Genomic DNA, 19,537 nt, shown 5'->3' on the forward strand with positions numbered 1-19,537 from the left:
TCTATGAAACGCGCATGGATTCGGGTTATGGCGGCTCTGGTTTCGACTCTCGCCGCATCTTTGCTGCTGGCATCTTGTGCCACGAACCCGCAAAAGGCAAAGCTCGCTTACCTCACCAAAGGCCAGGACTACATGAAAAAGAGCCAGTATGCGAGTGCGGCCATCGAGTTTAGGAACGCGCTCAAGGTCGACCCCAAATATGCGGAGGCCTATTACCAGCTTGCGCTCGCTAGCGAAGCACAGGGTGACCTGAAGACCGCCTACGGCGCCCTAAACCAAGCCATTTCCGTGGATCCAAGCCGCTCCGATATTCGCCTCGCGCATGGCGGCTTTTTGCTGGCAACCAGGAATCCCCAGTATTATTCCGACGCCGCCAGCGACGCCAATTTCGTCCTCAAGCAGGACCCGAAGAATGTGGATGCCCATCGCCTTCTCGGAATGATTTACGGCAGCGAAAATAAATACGATCAAGCACTCGAGGAATTCGCCAAAGTCGTGACGATCAATCCGAACGATGCCAGATCGTATGTGGATTTGGGACTGGTCAATCTGCAAATGGGACACACTTCTGACGCCGAAGACAACGAGAAAAAGGCCATTCAGGTGAATCCAAAGTATTTGGCTGCTTATGCAGCTTTGGCTGACGTCTATCGAATTCAAAAGCAGCTGGGACTTGCGGAGCAAGCCCTTCAGCGGGGAATCCAGGCAAATCCCGATGCTATAAAGCTATATGAAGAATGCGCCCAGGTATTCATGGCGGACGGCAAACAAGCCAATGCAGAACAGGTATTGCAGCAGGGCATTCAAGCGAATCCCAGTGCCGTGCCTCTCTATCTGGATTCGGCAAGCGTGCTCTGGGCAGAAGGCAAGAAATCGGAAGTTGACTCCGTTTTTGGCGAGCTTTCCAGCCAGATGCCTAAATCCATCGATGTTGCCGAGAAAATTGGCGACTTTTATCTTCAAAAAAATATGAGTGATCAGGCCATTTCCTCATATCAGCGCGGACTTTCAATGGATCCGAAGAATCTCGAGCTACAAAACAGGATCGAGGATACCTACCTCACGATCAACAAAACAGACCTCGCTGCGCAAGTCGACGAACAAGTGATGAAGCAGGCGCCGAATGACGTGACAGTGCGCATCGATCACGGCCGCTTGCTCATGGCCCAGAATCGCCTTCAGGATGCCGTCAATTTGTTGCAGAAAATTGTTTCTGACACGCCAGATTCACCCCAGGCGCATTATTTTCTTGCCATGGCTTTGGAGAATTTCGGCAATTTTTCCGACGCAAGCGCACAGCTCCAGGACGCCATCCGCGTGAGGCCCGGCCTTCCCGTTGCGCTGAACGCGTTAGTCAATCTGAACGTCACCCAGCATAACTATTCCGTCGCGCAACTCTATGCGAATGAGCTCGTGAATCAGGATCCTTCGAACGCAAAATACCAACTCGAACTGAGTCAAATCCTGATGAACCTGGGCCTGCTCAAGGAAGCTAACGAGCATCTCGATGCTGCTCAAAAAGTGGCTCCCAATGATCCTTCCGTTCATGCGGTCCGTGCTGCTATCCATGTCGCCGAGAAGAAGTATCCGGAAGCGGAGGCGGAATACAAGACCGCTCTCGCCGCGGCTCCTCAGGACACCGGTATTCTCAGGGCTTATGCCTACTTCCTTGTTTCGCAAAAGCAGCAGGCTAAGGCGGACCAATTGATCTCGCAGTTTATCAGCCAAAATCCGAACAATCTCGACGGGCACTTGCTTAGAGGGTTGATGGCCGATCAGGAAAAGGATTACGCCACCGCTCAATCGGAGACACAAAAGGCCATCGACCTCAGCCCGAAAAACGCCAGTTGCTATCTCCAGATGGGCCAGATCTATCGCGATCAACACAAAGACGCCGAAGCCTTGCAGGAGTATCAGCAGGCGACGCAGTTTGCCGCTCCCTCGGCGCCAATTATCACGGTGATCGGTAATATCTATATTGACCAGGGAGATCTTCCGAAGGCCGTAGAATCGTTTCAGAAGGCTCTCAACATCGATCCTAATTTTGCGATTGCCCAGAATAATCTTGCCTGGGTTTACGCCCAGCAAAACCAGAACCTCGACGTCGCGCTCACTCTGGCGCAAACCGCAAAGGCCAAGAATCCGCAGATCGTGGATTTTTCCGACACGATGGCTTGGGTCATGTACCGCCAGGGCAAATATGCCCAGGCGTTACCGTTGCTTCAGGAGTGCGTCAAGCGCGATCCGAACTTCGCGCAGTACCACTTTCATCTCGGCATGGTCCTGATGGCTGATGGCCAGAAGTCCGAAGGGCGGGCCCAGCTCGAGGCAGCCCTGCACCTGAACGACCTCAAGAGCGACGACGCACAGCAGGCTCGCCAGATTTTGGCCAAGGCGCAGTAGACGGCCTGCTTTCAGCCGTCAATTTTGGCATTTTTGCGCTGCGGGCGTTCATCAATTGGCAGGCTAGGGAACCTCCACAGATTCGAGACAGAATGGGTACTGGAACTACGTTTTTTGGGAGCCTTTTGGAATCGGTGATATATGCAATCCATTGCAGATAAATTCAACCGAAATGCAAGGCGCTCAAGCGTCCTCGGACTTGCCGCATTTCCCGATGAGCTTGCATTCGCCTATAAACTTGATTGCAAAGAGGTTATAATGCAATCGCGCATTTTCCCAAATCACCTGTTTGGCAGCCAATTTGCTAGGAGTATCTAGGGATTTAGTTCGGGGGAAGATTACCTAAGGAGGAGGAACATGGTCCGGATGTTTGGAAAATTCGCGTTGCCAGCAATTGCACTTTTGGCAGTCGCGATGTTTGCACCTCAGGCGAAGGCACAACAGGATTTTGGCTGCGTTGGCGTCACCGCCTGTGCAGGTACTGTCAGTGTGAGTGGTGGAAACTACTCGTCGACGTCGATCACTCTGATTTCCTCTTCACCGTGGATGTTGCCGCTCGGCGATGGGGATGAGGCGGGCGAGACGTTCACGCTGGCGTTTAACACTTCTACGGGCGCGATTTCGATCACCGATACTGACGCTGATGCGGCGTTTACCGGCACGATTCTCAGCTTCTCTGCCAGTTCCGTAGGCACCGTCTCGAATCCGGCAACCCAGCTCAGCATGAATGTGAATTGGAATATCCCGGGATGGGCGGGCGGAAATGGCTCGTTTGTCACGTTCGACATCAGCCCAACGAAGGGCAATACCGCGTATAGCGTGGATATAGCCGTTCTTCCCTCTCCAGAACCAGGCAGCTTATTGCTTCTCGGCACCGGCCTGCTGGGGATGGGTGCTGCGGTTCGCCGTCGTTGGTTGAGCTAGTTCTTTCGGAGTAAATGGTTTTCGCCCTTGGGTGCTGTGTGACTACTTAGGGTGCCATACCTCCTCCGGAATCAGGAAATCCTCGCTGATGCTCCTCTCACTAGAGAGACAGCTCAGCGAGGGTTTTTGTTTTTTGCCAGAGATGCCTGCGCCTCTAGGTCTCCTGTTCCACTCTTCCCTCTGGATAACCGCTGTGGCAATCTTCTTCCTTGCGTTCGTCTAAGGCTGTCTTGCAGATTGGGAGAGCCTTAGAGGGAGACTCATGAACATACTTGTTACCGGCGGGGCCGGCTATATTGGCAGTGTTTGTACCGAGGTCCTCATTAATCGGGGGCATAAAGTCGTCGCATTGGACGATCTCTCGGAAGGTCACCGCGAAGCGGTGGACCAGCGTGCTGTATTTTGTCACGTGAACCTCCACGAACAAACTGCTCTTGATGCTGTATTCCGAGAGCATTCCATCGATGCCGTTATGCATTTTGCGGCGTTGTGTTTAGTGGAAGAGTCTGTGAAAAAACCCGGTGTCTATTACCGCGCCAACGTCGCTGCGGGCATCAATTTACTAGATGCCATGCTCCGCCACGGCGTGAAGCGCTTCATTTTCTCTTCCACCGCGGCGACTTATGGCGAGCCCGAAAAAACTCCGATTCCTGAAGAGCATCCGACAAAACCTATCAACCCGTACGGTGCGTCGAAGCTGCTCTTTGAGCGTATCCTTGCGGAGTTCAAATCCAATTCCGGCATTGACCATGTCACGATGCGCTATTTCAATGCTGCTGGCGCTTCAAACAAATACGGCGAGGATCACCATCCTGAAACGCACATTCTTCCTATCCTTTTTGAAGTCGCGCTAGGTCAGCGTCCGGCCTTCCACATTTTCGGTACGGATTATCCGACACCCGACGGCACCTGTGTGCGCGATTACGTGCATATCATCGACATTGCCGAAGCGCACGCCATTGCCGTTGAGAAAATTTCCCAATTTTCCGGACGGGTTTTTAATCTCGGAAACAGCCGGGGCCATTCCGTGCGCGAGGTGATCGAATCCGTGGAACGGATTACTGGCCGGATGATTGCCGTAAATACTTCGCCGCGGCGACCGGGCGATCCTGCGTCGCTCGTTGCCAGTTCGGAGCGTGCGCGGCGCGAGCTCGGCTGGGCACCGAAATATTCGAGCCTGGATTCAATCGTGGCTACGGCGTGGACGTGGAAGCAGCGCTTCCCGAAAGGATACAGCGGATCATGAAAATGTCTATTTCGCTGAGAGCCGTACCTCATTACTGCACGTGAGTTCCGAGTTTACGCTTCATCCACACGCCCGGAAGCTGCTTGTTGCCCATTCTTTGTAAATTCGTTAGCCTGAATTGCCATGTCTGCGGTTTCGCGCGCGCGTCGCTTGAAGGTGTGCTTGCTCTCTCCGCACCCGCTCGTCCGTTCGGAGTTCGAACGAGTTTTGCCCGCTAAGGATTTTCAGATATCCTTCAAAGCGGTCAATCCGGGTTCACCCGTTGAACTAAAGGAATTACCGATTCCTCGTGCAGCCGTTTATATTGTTGACGCGCAGTCGACGCAGGCAAGTATCCAGGCTCTGGTGGAAAATGTGCTTGGGCGCTATGCCAAGGCGCGTATTTTGGTACTGTCCGCGAAACACACGGACGCGGCGACATTTGATTTTCTGCGGCTTGGTGTGAAGGGGCTGCTGACCTACGGCCAGGCGGAAAAGCAGTGGCCGGCCGCGCTTCCTCTAGTGGCCGCCGGCGGCTATTGGGTTCCCAGAGCGGTTCTTTCGCGTTTTGTCGAATCGATCCTTGGCAGTAGAAAGGCGGCCATCGCTCGGGATAAAACGCCGGGGACGCTGAGCCGGCGCGAGCGCGAAGTCCTCGAGTCTTTGCTCCAAAATCTCTCAAACAAGGAAATCGCCAGCAAGCTCAACATTTCTGAACGAACTGTAAAATTTCACGTTTCCAATCTTCTGGAGAAGCATGGTGTTCGGCGCCGCGCGGACCTCATCGTCATGCGCTTCCAGGAAGCCCAATATCCCGTGTGACTTTCACTTGCCCTCGAAACTATCTTTTTGATTTAATCTGGTTGTTCCCCTGGCCAAGCAGCTGCGCCCAAGAAGCTCCTTTGATGATTGTGACGCACACGGCTTCCGGGGGAGCCACCAGCCAAGCACAAGTTCTCAAGCTGCTAGGATCTAACGGTACACAGACTACAAGAACAAACCAACGCCGGCTATACAGGTACCGGTACTTTAGTCACCTCAGAGGCAAAGCTTTAGGGGGATTGTCGCTGTTGCATTTCAGTTGCTAAATATCCAGTGACAGAGACTTCGCCAGATAGAAGCCTATACCGATGAGTAGTTTCACCCAATCAAATCAGCCAATTGGACAAGCCCCAAGGCGCGCCTTGAAGCCCGGTCCTAGGATGTGGATTATTCGCGTCATTATCGTCCTGGCCGTGCTCTTCACCATTCGCTACTTCTATTGGCGCGCTATGGACACGATGAACCCCGCGGCGAAGTGGTTTTTCTATATCTTCCTCGTCGCGGAGATTCTCAATTTCCTCGAAGCCGCACTTTTCTACTTTACGACCTGGAAACCGACTGCGCGTACTGCGCCTCCACCCATCAATGGCCGCACCGTAGACGTTCTTATTACCACATACAACGAACCCGTGAATTTGCTCCGCGAAACAGTGCTTTGCGCGGTCAGTTTTCCTTACCCACACAAGACCTATATTCTCGATGACGGGAACCGTGCGGAAGTTGAAGAACTGGCGCGTGAGCTCAATTGCAGCTATTTATCGCGCAAGGATCGTGTCGGCGCCAAGGCTGGCAATCTGAACAACGGTCTTCATTCCAGCGACGGCGAATTCATCGTTACTCTGGATGCGGATCATGTTCCCATGCCGGATCTCATTGACCGGCTCATCGGATTTTTCGATGACCCTTCCATCGGCGTCGTGCAAACCACCCAGGATTTTTACAACCTCGATTCCTTCCAGCATCGCATGCAAATCGAAAAGCAGCGCGGCTGGCAGCAGCAGGAACTGTTCTTCAGCGTCATTCAGCCCGGCAAGGATGGCCACAACGCCACCTTTTATTGTGGCAGCCCGGCGATGTTGCGCCGCAAAGCCCTCGAAGAAATCGGTGGGTTCGCCACCGAAAGCATCACGGAAGACATGCACACCGGCCTGCGCCTGCAAAAGAAGGGCTGGAAGGTCGTCTACTACAACAGTACGGTCGCTCGTGGTTTGGCGCCGCAAACCTATCGCGGTTTCGCGACGCAATGGCACCGCTGGGGGCAGGGTGCGATGCAAGTGCTTCGCAAAGAAAATCCTCTCTTTGGCCACGGCCTGAGCTTTGGCCAGCGCCTGAGCTATTTCGCTTCTTTTTATTTTTATTGGATGAGCTATCAGAAATTCATCTACATCGCGACTCCGATTTTCTGCCTGCTTAGCGGCATTTATCCCCTCGTTGCTGTCCCGCGAACGTTCGCGATCTATTTCCTTCCTTATTTCTTGCTGAACATCATCGCCACGGCGTTGCTTCAAGGCGGGCTCGGCGGATTCTGGCTGAGCGAGGAATTCAATCTCATCAAGATGCCCGTCCTCATGACCACGCTCGTCGGCCTCTTCCGCAAGGAGGCGGAGTTCAAAGTCACACCAAAGGCGCGTGACACGTCTGCCCATTGGACGGAAATCTGGCTCCAGGTCGTGTTGCTCACCGGAGCTCTGATCGCCATAGGTGTCGGTTCGTGGAAACTCGCTCACATGCCCCAGGGTTATTTCTTCTGGGCTGTTGCCGTCAACGTTGCTTGGAGCATCTTCTATGTATTCCTGTTGATTCCGGTGATTTGGCGCGCTTGGCGCCATAAGGAACTGCGCGCCACGTATCGTTTTCCGAATCGCCTCGATGTGCCTGTCCTGTTTGGCTACAACACAAATGGTGGAGGCCACGTCGTGGGACGCGGCTTTGCTAGAAATCTCAATCGCAATGGCCTTTCTCTGACGCAAAAGTCCGCAATCCCCATGGGAACGATCTTGGCCTTGGAAATCGGCCTCCCCAGCGGGACCATTCGCGCTCACGCCCGTGTAATTCGCAATCAGGAATTCTTTCACGGCGAAAACAAGCGCGTTTCGAGCGGCATCGTCTTCGAGCAAATCGATCCTGCGGATCAGGACGCCATTTCCAAACATCTTTTCTGGGAAGTTGCGCCGCGCCACGCAACGATATTGACGCTGACCCGCACCAGCCAGACGCGGGGCGTTCGTTCATGAAGAGCTTCGCTGCATCTGGGCTCTTGTTTCTCGCAGCGTTCTTCTGCGTTCCACTGGCGCTGGCTGCTCCGCAATCCTCCGTTCTCGACCAAGCGCGCGCCGCAGCTGCGGCGGGTTACTACGATCAAGCCAGTCAGTTGTTCAAACAGGTTCTGGCCGTTTCTCCAGACAATATTGACGCACTCGGCGGCTTGACCGATTCTCTTGTCGCAACGGGGCGTTGGCGTGATGCCGTGCCCGCACTCCAGCATCTCGATCAACTGCAACCCAACAACGCTGTGCGAATTTTCCAGCTCGGCCAGATGCAGAGCTGGCTAGGCGAGCGCGCCCAAGCCCTCGAACTGTTGAAGCATGCAGCCGATTTGAACTCAGCGAACGCGCAATATCAGGAATACTACGCAGAAGTCCTGAGCTGGAATGATGCCACCCGGCCTCAGGCACTCACCATCTTGCGTGCTTTGGTGGCTGCTCATCCCAACGACGAGAATGCGCTTCTTTCGTATGCGGAAATCCTTTCATGGAATGGCGCGACCCGTTCGCAGGCCCTCGAATCCTATAAGAAAATTTTGGCGCAGGATCCCAACAATGCGCGCGCACTCGCCGGCGAAGCGCAGCTTCTCTCATGGAACGGGCAATCCGATCAGGCCATGGAAATCTATCAAAAGGTCCTCGCCGCCGATCCTAATAACGTCGCCGCACTTCGCGGCGAAGGAGAAATCCTCAACTGGCGCGGCAAGCATCGCGAAGCGCTCGATTCTCTAGAAGAGGCCCACGGCCTTGCGCCCGATGACTCCGCCACAATGCTCGACCTCGCGCAAACGGAATATGACCTCGGCGACTACGCCGACGCCCGCACCTATCTTCAGCAAGTCAAGGGCATCGACACGCCCGAATACGAAGATCTCCAGCGCAACGTCAACCACGCCTTGGGTTCCTATTTTGAACTCGGCTATGTCGGCCGCCGCGATGGTCAGATTCTTGACTACGATTCCGCGCAGGCGCTCGTTTCCACACCGCTCGGCGTTTCCAATCGCCTGAGCCTGCAATATCAGCCCTACCGCTTCAATTCCATGCGGATATTCAACTCCAATTACTATGACGTCGCTCTGGATTCGCAGCCTTCCGAAAACGTCACGACGCACGTCGACGTTGGCGCACGAACCTATCCCGGTGTTTCCTCGCAAATCGAAGGCGGTTTCGATGCCACGTTCAAAGTCAATCCTTCATTTCAAATTGAAACTTCCGCCGCGCGCCGCTGGGACGACGAATCTCTTGTCTCCACGCTCGGCGCCGAAACCAACGGTATTTTCGTCGGCGAGGTTCAGACCAATCTCGCTAGCATCGGTGGCAGCTATTCCAATTCAGTTCACCATTACGACATGTCGCTGACGTTCACCGACGGCGCATACACCGGCGAGAATCTGGCATCCAATCGCCGCTGGAGCGTAGATGGCAATTTTGGCAAATCGATCCGCGGCGATCATCCTTACATCCGCGTGGCGTATGGCTTCACTTACCTGAGTTTCGACCACGATGCCGATTTTGTTCCCGGCAGCGGCGAACCCGCGCGCGTCACCGGCGGCTATTACAGCCCGACGAAATTTTTGCTGAACTACGCGCAGATTTTCTTCTCTGGGAATTTCGGCCGTCACGTCAAATGGGATTTTGGGGGCACCAGCGGCGCGCAGAACGCCGAAACAACATTCACTTCCTTTTCCACTGTGCAGTTTGCCTCCACGGGCTCCGCTCACTTGACATGGAACATGACCGGAAACGATGATCTTCGCTTGGGCTACGATTACTTGAATACGTTTAATGCCTTTCATCGGCACCTGTTTTTCGTCACCTGGCGTCATTACTTCTAACGTGTCTGATTCAAGTCTTTTTTCGAAGCTCCAGCCGGAAGAGGTTCCGGCGCTGCCACGCGGAGGCTTTTCTCTTGCTTTCTTTCGCCGGCTTTCGCCCATCGGGCGTTTTTTTCTCCGCTTTCGTTGGCTCATTCTTGCAATCGTAGCCGTCGGTTGGTATCTGCGCGCCCGCAATCCGCATTACTCCAGCGCGTATATGGACGAATCCATTTACGTCCTCTATGGCCGCATGTTCCTTTCCCGGCATTTCGAAGCTCCCATCGACCATCCCCTCAATTTCAGTTTTGGCTGGTATTTGTGGCCCATGCTCGCCGCGTGGGCTGATCGCATTGCTGGCCTTGTTGGAGTTCGAGAACTTGGCGCGGCCCTGGGTGCAATTTCGGCCTGGTCCGTCTACGGCTTTGCAAGGCGTGTTTTCTCCGCGCCGGTTGGATGGGCTTCTGCGCTCGTCTTCGCGTTTTTAGGCCCTGCCATTTTTGTCGCGCGAGTAGCCACGCGGGACGTAGCTTCGCTCTGTTTCTTCGCCCTAGGACTGTGGCTGTTCGCTAAAGCCTGGCAAGACGATCATTGGCTGTCTTGGTTTGCCGCTGCATTTGCGATGTTCGCGTCGTTTTTGTGCAAGTATTTGATCGCCATCTATTTTCCTTTTTTTGTAATTCTCACTCTTTGGAGGCGTCGCCGCGGAATCTATGCGTATTCCGTACTTCTCACGATTCTCTGCGTTGCCTATGCGATTTATTTCCGTGAATCTCTGGTCGCGCTCTGGCAGTACGGCCGCTCATACACTTCGTTGAAAGCCCCAGCCTCCATGGCCTGGCAAATTTATTTTTCGCATCGTCCGGATTTCTGGATTCTCGTCGCTCTGGCTTTGCTCGCATGGCTTTCGGACGTGAAAGTGTCGCGCCGCATGATTGTGTTGCTCTACGGGGGCACAGCGGTCATGGCTCTCTTTCAGTTCATGTCTCGCGCGGACTACGACTATTGGAAGCACATCAATTATTGCTTCTTGTTTCTGGTTCCACTGGCCATGCAAGGCTTGCTGGCGGTGCTGCGCCGTATCGCGCCGGCGGGTCGCGCCGTTTCAGGAACGATCGTGGTCAGTGCCTTAGCTGTCGGACTAGGTTGGATGGGGAATGCATGGCACATCGACCGTTTTGTTTTCTGGCCGAACACTGAGCCAATCGCCGCCTATTTCCAAGGCCGCTTGTCAGCGAATGACTATGTGCTAATCGATGACACTGCGCTTCGATATTATTTTTCGCCTTCGCTGTATCAGTGGCAAATCGTCGATCCTTTCTACTTCCGCTATGGCTCGGAGACCGGAGCGCCGGCCTATTCCGCCGCCACGCGCGACGGCTCTTTCGATTACATCGTCCTCGATGGCGGCATTGGCGGTGACGCCAAAGACCTGCGCGCAGCCATCGAGCCGCAGCTCTCGAATCATTACACGCTCGTCGAAAGCATGCCTGACCCGACTCTCGAGCATCCGATCGAGATCTACGCGCGAAAAAATCCACCACCGTCTTTGCCCGCTCCATCCGCCGCTCAAATTGCAATCGAAAGTCCCGCTGCAAACGCAGTCGTTCGCACCGAAAATACTTCTACGACTCTGACCGGCATGGTTCGTGGCATCCAGCCCGGAGACTACGTCCGCGTCGACGTATTCACGAACAAGTGGTATAGCCAAGGCGGTGAGATTCGTCCCGGCGCGCCGGTCGGTGCGTTCGAGCAGAGCATCTATCTTGGCGGCGAAGGCCGCGAGCAGTGCTTCCATATCGTTCGGGCTCGTCTCCTCGACCCCACAGGCCGTCTGCTCGCCACAGCCGCGAACTTCAATGTGGCGCGTCTCAACGCCGATGGGACTCCACCCTCCTGCCGCTAAATCCCTTGGTGTGCCCTTCGGCGTGCAATAGGCACCACTCGGCCATACAGCTGCAAAATCCCTGAAATCAGCGTGTTATTCTTTTGTAATGGACGAGCATCAAATGGTCGGGCTCGCCAGCATCGGCCCTGCGAGGACGTGATTTGAATTCGAAAGAGAGCCGCGCTGCGCAATTGCGCGAAATCCTTGACCGGCGCATCGCCATTCTCGATGGCGCGATGGGCACGATGATCCAGGCTTGCAATCTCACCGAGACGGATTATCGCGGACGTCAATTCGCCGACCACCCCAGGGATCTGCGGCTTAATAACGACGTCCTCGTCATCACTCAGCCGCACATCATCGAATCGATTCACCGCCAGTATCTCGAAGCCGGTGCCGACATCATCGAGACCGACACGTTCAATGCCAACGCCATCTCCATGGCTGAATACGGCCTGCAGGACCGCATCTACGATTTGAACAAGGCTGCCGCCCAGATCGCTCGTCGCGCTATCGAACAATATCAACGGGATAATCCTGCGGCTGGTCCGCGATTTGTTGCCGGCTCTATCGGCCCAACCAGCCGCACGGCCTCGATGTCCCAAGACGTCAATAACCCCGCTTCCCGCGCCGCGACATTTGATCAATTGCGCGATGCGTACTCCGAGCAGGTGCGCGGGCTCGTCGATGGCGGCGTGGATGTTCTCCTTGTCGAAACCATCTTCGATACGCTCAACGCCAAAGCCGCGCTCTTCGCCATCGACGAATTTTTCGAAAAGACCCGCTCGCGCGTTCCCGTCATGGTGTCCGTGACCATCACGGACCTAAGCGGCCGCACGCTCTCCGGCCAGACCGTCGAGGCCTTCTGGATCTCCGTCTCCCACATGAATCTTCTGAGCGTGGGCATCAATTGCGCACTCGGGCCGAAGCAGATGCGCCCGTATATCGAAGAGCTTTCCCGCATCGCGCCGACTTACATCAGTTGCTATCCCAATGCTGGTTTGCCCAATGCGTTCGGCGGCTTCGACGAAACGCCCGAGTCCATGGCTCGTGAGCTTCGTGATTTCGCCGCCAACGGCTGGCTCAATATCGTCGGTGGCTGCTGCGGCACAACGCCCGCACACATTCGCGCTTTTGCCGAAGCGATGAAGGATCTGAAGCCACATGTGTTGTCAAAACCCGAGCGTTATACGCGTTTCAGCGGCCTTGAACCGCTGGTGATTCGCCCGGACACGAATTTCGTCAACATCGGCGAGCGCACCAACGTCACTGGCTCGCCGAAATTCTCCAAGCTCATCCTCGACGGGAAACTCGAGCAAGCCCTCGCCGTCGCACGGCAGCAGGTCGAAGGCGGCGCGCAGATCATCGACGTCAACATGGACGAAGCCATGCTCGATTCCGAGCAGGTCATGACCACGTTCCTTCGCTATGTCGCCTCGGAGCCGGACATCGCCCGCGTCCCCGTGATGATCGACAGCTCAAAATGGAGTGTGATCGAAGCCGGGCTGAAATGCATTCAGGGCAAGGGCGTTGTCAACTCCATCAGCCTCAAGGAAGGCGCAGAGGCTTTCAAGCAACGTGCGCACCTCATTCGCCGCTACGGCGCGGGCATGGTCGTGATGGCCTTCGACGAAAAGGGCCAGGCCGACACGGTCGAGCGCAAGGTCGAAATCTGCGCACGCTCTTACAAAATTCTTACCGAAGAAGTCGGCGTTCCGCCCGAGGACATCCTCTTCGATCCAAATATTTTGACTGTCGCCACCGGCATGGAAGAGCACAACAACTATGCTGTGAACTTCATTGAGGCGACGCGGCGGATCAAAGCCACGCTGCCGTTCGCCAAGGTGAGCGGCGGCGTCAGCAACATTTCCTTCTCATTTCGCGGAAATAACGTCGTCCGCGAGGCCATGCATTCCGCGTTTCTTTACCATGCGATTCGCGCCGGCATGGACATGGGCATCGTTAACGCCGGCCAGCTCGCGATCTACGAGGAAATCCCCAAAGACTTGCTCGAACTCGTCGAGGACGTGCTGCTGAATCGCCGCCCGGACGCCACTGAGCGATTGCTCGCCTTCGCCGATTCCGTCAAGCGGAAGGGCAAAACTCACGTCGAAGAAAGCGCTTGGCGCCAGAGCTCCGTGGAAGATCGCCTCAAGCACGCGCTATTGCAGGGCATTGTCGATTTCATCGAAGTCGATACGGAAGAAGCGCGCCAGAAATACGGCAAGCCCATCGCCGTCATTGAAGGCCCCCTCATGGATGCCATGAACGTTGTCGGCGATCTCTTCGGTTCCGGAAGGATGTTTCTCCCGCAGGTTGTGAAAAGCGCGCGCGTGATGAAAAAGTCCGTCGCCTATCTCCAGCCGTTCATGGAGGAGGAAAAACGCACCACGGGGGGCGGCCAGATCAAGGGCCGCATCCTCCTGGCCACCGTCAAAGGCGACGTTCATGACATTGGCAAAAACATCGTCGGCGTCGTTCTCGGCTGCAACAATTACGAAGTGATCGACCTCGGCGTCATGGTGCCTGCTGTGAAAATTCTTTCCACGGCTCGCGACGTCAAGGCCGACATGATCGGCCTGAGCGGTCTCATTACTCCGTCTCTGGAGGAAATGGTGCACGTCGCCAAGGAGATGCAGCGCGAGGATTTCGCCGTCCCCTTGCTCATCGGCGGCGCTACAACCAGCCGCGTGCATACCGCCGTGAAAATCGCACCGATGTACCGCCAGCCGGTCGTGCACGTTCAGGACGCATCGCGCGCGGTCGGCGTCGTTGGCAGTTTGCTCAGCGGCGAGCTGAGGGATAATTTCGTCAAGGAAAATCGCACCGAACAGGAACGGGCCCGCGAAAAGCATCTTGGCCCAAAGACGCAGCAGCTTCTCAGTTTCGCGGAAGCCCGTCGGCGAAAGCCCACGTTCGATTGGTCCTCTTACGAGCCGCCGCAGCCTTCATTCACGGGAGTGCGCGTTTTCGCGCCCGTCGCTTTGGACGAAATCGTCCCATGCATCGACTGGACGCCTTTTTTCCACGCCTGGGAGCTGCGCGGAATCTATCCGCGGATTCTCGATGAGGAAGGAGTCGGCCCGCGCGCCAAAGAACTTTTCCATGACGCGCAAGACTTGCTCAAACGCATCGTCAACGAAAAATTGCTCATTGCGCGCGCGGCCATTGGCTTTTTCCCTGCCAATAGCGTCCTCGAAGACATTGAAATCTACGCCGACGATTCCCGATCGCGCGTCATCGCCGCTTTTCACACGCTGCGTCAGCAAATCGCCAAACCCGAAGGCGAAGCGGACTTTGCCCTCGCGGATTTCATCGCTCCAAAGGAAACTGGTTTGTGCGATTACCTGGGCGCTTTCGCCGTCACTGCTGGTATCAACATCGAATCCATCGTTAAGAATTTCGAGAAGGCCCATGACGACTACAACGCTCTGATGACCAAGGCGCTCGCCGATCGCCTCGCCGAAGCCCTGGCCGAACTCATGCACAAAAGAGTTCGCGACGCCTGGGGTTACGGCAGTAGTGAAAAATTGTCCCACGAAGATCTCATTCGCGAGCGCTATCGCGGCATTCGTCCCGCGCCCGGCTATCCGGCCTCGCCTGACCACACAGAGAAGCGCCAACTTTTCGAGATGCTCAACGCGGAGAAAAACACCGGCATCCATCTCACGGAAAGTTTCGCCATGTATCCTGCTGCGTCGGTTTGCGGCTTGTATTTCTCGCATCCGCAATCTCGTTATTTTGCCGTTGGCAAAATCGATCGCGATCAAGTCGAAGACTATCATCGCCGCAAGGGCATGGACCTCCGCGAAGTCGAGCGCTGGCTTGCGCCAAATCTCAATTACGATCCCGACGCCTGAGCTTCACCCGCCACTTCTCCGCGACTGTCATCATAATTGTCGTTGTGAGATGATGCTTAGCTTTGGGATACAATTCTTTTCAGTATGGTTCAGGAGCTGACCCTGCGATGGCTGGACGTACACCGGAATCGTTTTCTCAGAAGGGTCTGAAGATCGGCATCATTGGCTGCGGCTATGTCGGTCTGCCGTTGGCTCTGCGCTTTGCTGAGACTGGGCACCACGTTTGGGGTTTCGATACCGATCCTGTCAAGGTTGAAAAGCTCAATCGCGGCGAATCCTACATCAAGCACATTTCTGCCGAACAGATTGCCAAGCACGTCCGCGTCCATGGTTTTTCCGCGACAACGGATTTCGCCAAGTTGCGCGACATGGACGCTGTCCTGATCTGCGTTCCGACTCCTCTCGATGAGCGCCGCGAGCCGGATCTCTCCTATGTCGAAGACACAGCGCGTTCGATTGCCCCCCACCTTCAGGCTGATCAGCTCATCGTTCTCGAAAGCACCACGTATCCCGGCACAACAGAAGAGCTTGTCCTCCCCATCCTCGAGAAGGGTGGCTTGCGATGCCCGCTCGAAAGCGAACGCGGCGCGAAATCCTCGACTGGCCAATTTTTTCTGGCCTTCTCGCCCGAACGCGAAGACCCCGGAAACAAGCATTTTGGTCTCGCGCAAATCCCCAAAGTCGTCGGCGGCGTCAATTCCGCCAGTGGCAAGGCTGCTGCGAATCTATACGGCCAAATTGTCGCAAAAGTCGTTCCGGTCAGCTCCACCCGCGCAGCGGAAATGGCCAAGCTCCTCGAGAACATCTTCCGCTGCGTCAACATCGCTCTCGTCAACGAGCTCAAGCTTCTCTGCCAGCGCATGGGCGTCGACATTTGGGAAGTGATCGACAGCGCCGCCACGAAACCATTCGGTTTCATGCCGTTTTATCCCGGTCCCGGCCTCGGCGGCCATTGTATTCCCGTGGATCCTTATTACCTTTCTTGGAAGGCGCGCGAATACGACTTCGCCACGCGTTTTATCGAGCTCGCCGGTGAAATCAACACCTCCATGCCTTATCACGTTGTCGAAGCTGTGACAAAAGCACTCAATGAACAGCGCAAGAGTCTGAATGGTTCGCGCGTTTTGGTGCTCGGAGTCGCCTACAAGAAAGACATCGACGATTTGCGCGAATCACCCTCATTGAAGCTCATGCAGTTGCTGCAGGAAGGCGGCGCGCTCATCGAATACAACGACCCGTATTTCCCCGCCTTGCATAAAATGCGCCACTACGATTACTCCAAAATGAAATCCACACCGCTCGATCCAGCGGCGCTCGCCTCTTTCGATTGCGTGCTCATCGCCACCGATCACTCTTCCTATGATTACGACATGATCGTAGCCTCCTCGAAATTGGTCGTGGACACGCGCAATGCTACCCGCCGCGTCTCCAAGCATCATGGGAAGGTGGTGCACTGTTAGGTTGATTCTTATGGCTCGGTTGGGTCAGCAGCGGGCGCAACGCGGTTCTTGCGTATACTGAATTTTGCAATCCTTCTCGCAACCGTGCATAATTTTTGAGCTTTTGTGCATTGGGGAGAAATCATCTCGTGAATTACCTTGTGACCGGCGGCGCGGGCTTCATCGGCTCCAACATCGTGGATGAACTCGTTCGCCGCGGCCGCAGAGTGACCGTCCTCGATGACTTTTCCTCCGGCAAGGAAGAAAATCTCGCAGGCGTACGTGACAAAATTCGGTTGCTGCGCGGCAGCATTTGCGATTTGCAGGCTGCGCAGGAAGCATGTCGTGGCGCGGACTACGTCTTGCATCTCGCCGCGCGCACATCCGTTCCGCGCTCCGTCGCGGAGCCTTTGGACACCAATCGCGTCAATATCGATGGTACGCTCAATGTTCTGGTGGCCGCGCGCGACGCTAAAGTCCGTCGTTTCGTTTTCGCGGCTTCCTCCTCCGCCTATGGCGAATCGGAAACGCTTCCCAAAGTCGAAACCATGCCCTCCGCGCCCATTTCCCCGTATGGCGTCACGAAACTCGTCGGTGAAATCTACGCGCAGGTTTTCGGCCGTGTTTACGGCCTCGAGAACGTCTCCATCCGCTATTTCAATGTTTTTGGCCCGCGCCAGGACCCCACCTCGCAATATTCCGGCGTCCTTTCGCGCTTTATGCTCGCCGTTCTTCAGGGTGTTTCTCCCGTCGTTTATGGAGATGGCTTACAGTCACGCGATTTCACGTATATCGACAACGTGGTGGACATTACCCTGCGCGCCTGTGAGGCCCCCGGCGCTTCCGGCAAAGTGTTCAATGGAGGCACCGGCGAACGGACCACCCTCGATAACGTTCTGAAGTTGCTCTCCCAAATTTGCGGTAAACAAATCGCCGCGAAGTACGACCCACCGCGTACAGGCGACATTCTCCATTCCCTCGCGGACGTTTCCTCCGCGCGAAAACTTCTCGGCTATAGTCCTCTCGTCAATTTCGAAGAGGGATTGCGCCTCACTTGGGACTGGTATTGCCAGGCCTATGCGTCTGTTTCCACCAGTGCGCCGGGAACAAGGTAGGTCATTCCGCGTGGCGACATTTTTCATTCATAATTTCGGCTGCCGCGCCACGCAGGCGGACGCTTCCGCCATCTCTTTCGATCTCAAGGGGCGCGGGTACGCCGCCGCTGAATCCGATCGCGCCGCCGACTTCGTCGTTCTCAACACCTGCACGGTCACTGCTGCTGCCGACGCGCAAGCTCGCGACGCCGTTCGCCGCATTCATCGTGAAAATCCCTGCGCGTGCATCGTCGTCACTGGCTGCTACGCTCAGCGCGCTCCAGAAGAATTGGCCGCGCTCGAAGGCGTCTCTTTGGTCATCGGCAATTCGCATCAGTCCGCGCTTTCTTCCATCATTTCTTCCCGCGCACCCGATCTCATTTCGAATGATCCTCGCGCCGATGTCGTGCCACTCGGCCGGTTGACTTCATCGCTGCACGCCGCGCGCATCTTTCGCGGCGAAGCGGCCTCAATCAAGGAAATTCTCGTCGCCGCGCCGGATGCCACGGGCAGTCGCACGCGCCCCACGCTGAAAATTCAGGACGGTTGCAACCATCGCTGCTCCTACTGCGTGATTCCGCTCGTCCGAGGTCGGAGCCGCAGCCTCGCGCCGGAGCGCGTAGTCGCTGAAATCCACCGCTTGATTAAGGCTGGCGCGCGCGAAATCGTTCTGAGCGGCATAGATCTCGGCAGCTACGGGCGTGATCTTGCATCGCGGACATCGCTTCAGGAATTGCTTCGCCAGATTCTCAACGAAACGTCGCTCGAGCGCTTGCGCCTCAGCTCTATCGAGCCGATGGACGTCACGCAGGATTTCATCGAGATCATCGCCTCATCCGACCGTATCGCCCCGCATTTTCACATGCCGCTTCAATCCGGTTCCGACCGCATCCTTCGCGCAATGCATCGCTGGTATCGCGCTGCCCATTACGCCCGCCGCGTCGAATTGATTCGCGAACGCCTTCCCTATGCCGCCATCGGTGCGGACGTCATCACCGGTTTTCCCGGCGAGACTGAAGAAGAACATGGTGTGACCATGCAATTCCTCGAAGAATTGCCGCTCAGCTATCTGCACGTGTTTTCGTTTTCTCCTCGTCCGGGCACCGAAGCCGCCATGCTCGGCGAACACGTTTCTCCCTCGGAAATTCATCGCCGTGCGCGCGAATTGCGCGCTCTGGGCCAGCGCAAACTCGCCGCATTTCGCGCCGCCCAAGATGGCACAACTCTTCGTGTGCTCACGTTGGGACGTCAGGGCGCGGACTCGACCGAAGCGCTCAGCGGAAATTATTTGAAACTTTGCGTCCGCGGACTTTGGCCGCGCAACGAATGGCTCGATGTAATTTTCAATGATCGCATTTCCGCGCTCGAAGCGATGCCCGCCGAGGCTCTAGCTTTCCAGGATGACTTGCGCGAACGCCAGATTTCCGCTGTGCGTGATGGAAAGCAGGATGTGTTTTGCTCCTAGCCGCGCCGCATGCTCCGCCGCTTGGCCTTCTAGCGTGAGTCCGGGCTTGCCGCTCGCTTCGTTTTTCACTTCGATGTCCCGCCAGCGCACGCCTTTTCTCCAGCCTGTCCCCAGCGCTTTCATCGCCGCTTCCTTGGCCGCAAAACGCGCGGCGTAGCGTTCGAATTTCGCTTTGTGCCGTTCGCAGTGTGCGATTTCCACCGGCGTAAACACACGCTCAAGAAACGGCCGCCCGTGCCGCGCGATGGCCGCCTCCACGCGGTCGATTTCCGCAATATCTGCGCCGATTCCGACGATCATTTCTGAGTTTTCACCCGAGACCGCGCCCAAAACAAAATC

At 55.9% G+C, this 19,537-nt stretch carries 12 protein-coding genes; 11 read left to right on the forward strand and 1 reads right to left on the reverse strand.

Features of this window, described 5'->3' with window-relative positions; genetic code table 11:
• The first annotated feature begins 3 nt into the window (after positions 1-3).
• From VGR81_02630 to mtaB, 11 genes are all read left to right on the forward strand, one after another.
• Complete coding sequence (locus VGR81_02630) at positions 4-2,403, forward strand: tetratricopeptide repeat protein (protein ID HEV2287828.1); 2,400 nt, start codon at positions 4-6, stop codon at positions 2,401-2,403.
• Between the two features lie 357 nt (positions 2,404-2,760).
• Positions 2,761-3,327, forward strand: coding sequence for a PEP-CTERM sorting domain-containing protein (locus VGR81_02635; protein HEV2287829.1), 567 nt, complete (start codon positions 2,761-2,763; stop codon positions 3,325-3,327).
• A gap of 262 nt (positions 3,328-3,589) precedes the next feature.
• Positions 3,590-4,573 carry a UDP-glucose 4-epimerase GalE gene (gene galE, locus VGR81_02640; protein ID HEV2287830.1) on the forward strand — a complete coding sequence of 328 codons (984 nt, stop codon included), beginning with the start codon at positions 3,590-3,592 and terminating at the stop codon, positions 4,571-4,573.
• Positions 4,574-4,696: 123 nt separating this feature from the next.
• Entirely contained in the window at positions 4,697-5,374 is a 678-nt protein-coding gene (locus tag VGR81_02645) for a response regulator transcription factor (GenBank protein HEV2287831.1), read from the forward strand.
• 362 nt (positions 5,375-5,736) lie between these two features.
• The gene (locus VGR81_02650) at positions 5,737-7,608 is read left to right on the forward strand and encodes a glycosyltransferase family 2 protein (GenBank protein HEV2287832.1); all 1,872 of its coding nucleotides are present in this window, start codon (positions 5,737-5,739) and stop codon (positions 7,606-7,608) included.
• Positions 7,605-9,473, forward strand: coding sequence for a tetratricopeptide repeat protein (locus VGR81_02655; protein HEV2287833.1), 1,869 nt, complete (start codon positions 7,605-7,607; stop codon positions 9,471-9,473). The genes VGR81_02650 and VGR81_02655 overlap by 4 nt, the downstream gene beginning before the upstream one ends.
• Position 9,474: 1 nt before the next feature.
• On the forward strand, positions 9,475-11,358 hold the full coding sequence (locus VGR81_02660; GenBank protein ID HEV2287834.1) for a glycosyltransferase family 39 protein: 1,884 nt from the start codon (positions 9,475-9,477) through the stop codon (positions 11,356-11,358).
• A 143-nt stretch (positions 11,359-11,501) separates the two neighbouring features.
• Positions 11,502-15,200 (forward strand): methionine synthase, encoded by a 3,699-nt coding sequence (gene metH, locus VGR81_02665; protein ID HEV2287835.1) that lies wholly within the window; start codon positions 11,502-11,504, stop codon positions 15,198-15,200.
• Positions 15,201-15,307: 107 nt separating this feature from the next.
• Positions 15,308-16,660 carry a nucleotide sugar dehydrogenase gene (locus VGR81_02670; GenBank protein HEV2287836.1) on the forward strand — a complete coding sequence of 451 codons (1,353 nt, stop codon included), beginning with the start codon at positions 15,308-15,310 and terminating at the stop codon, positions 16,658-16,660.
• A 128-nt stretch (positions 16,661-16,788) separates the two neighbouring features.
• On the forward strand, positions 16,789-17,754 hold the full coding sequence (locus VGR81_02675) for an SDR family oxidoreductase (protein ID HEV2287837.1): 966 nt from the start codon (positions 16,789-16,791) through the stop codon (positions 17,752-17,754).
• 10 nt (positions 17,755-17,764) lie between these two features.
• The gene (gene mtaB, locus VGR81_02680) at positions 17,765-19,198 is read left to right on the forward strand and encodes a tRNA (N(6)-L-threonylcarbamoyladenosine(37)-C(2))-methylthiotransferase MtaB (protein HEV2287838.1); all 1,434 of its coding nucleotides are present in this window, start codon (positions 17,765-17,767) and stop codon (positions 19,196-19,198) included.
• On the opposite strand, the gene VGR81_02685 is transcribed toward mtaB, so the two are convergent.
• A complete protein-coding gene (locus VGR81_02685; protein ID HEV2287839.1) occupies positions 19,121-19,498 on the reverse strand; it encodes a holo-ACP synthase in 378 nt (125 codons plus the stop codon). The two genes, mtaB and VGR81_02685, sit on opposite strands and share 78 nt — an antisense overlap.
• Between the last annotated feature and the right edge of the window lie 39 nt (positions 19,499-19,537).

This window comes from Candidatus Acidiferrales bacterium, assembly GCA_035934015.1.
Lineage (GTDB): Bacteria > Acidobacteriota > Terriglobia > Acidiferrales > UBA7541 > DAHUXN01.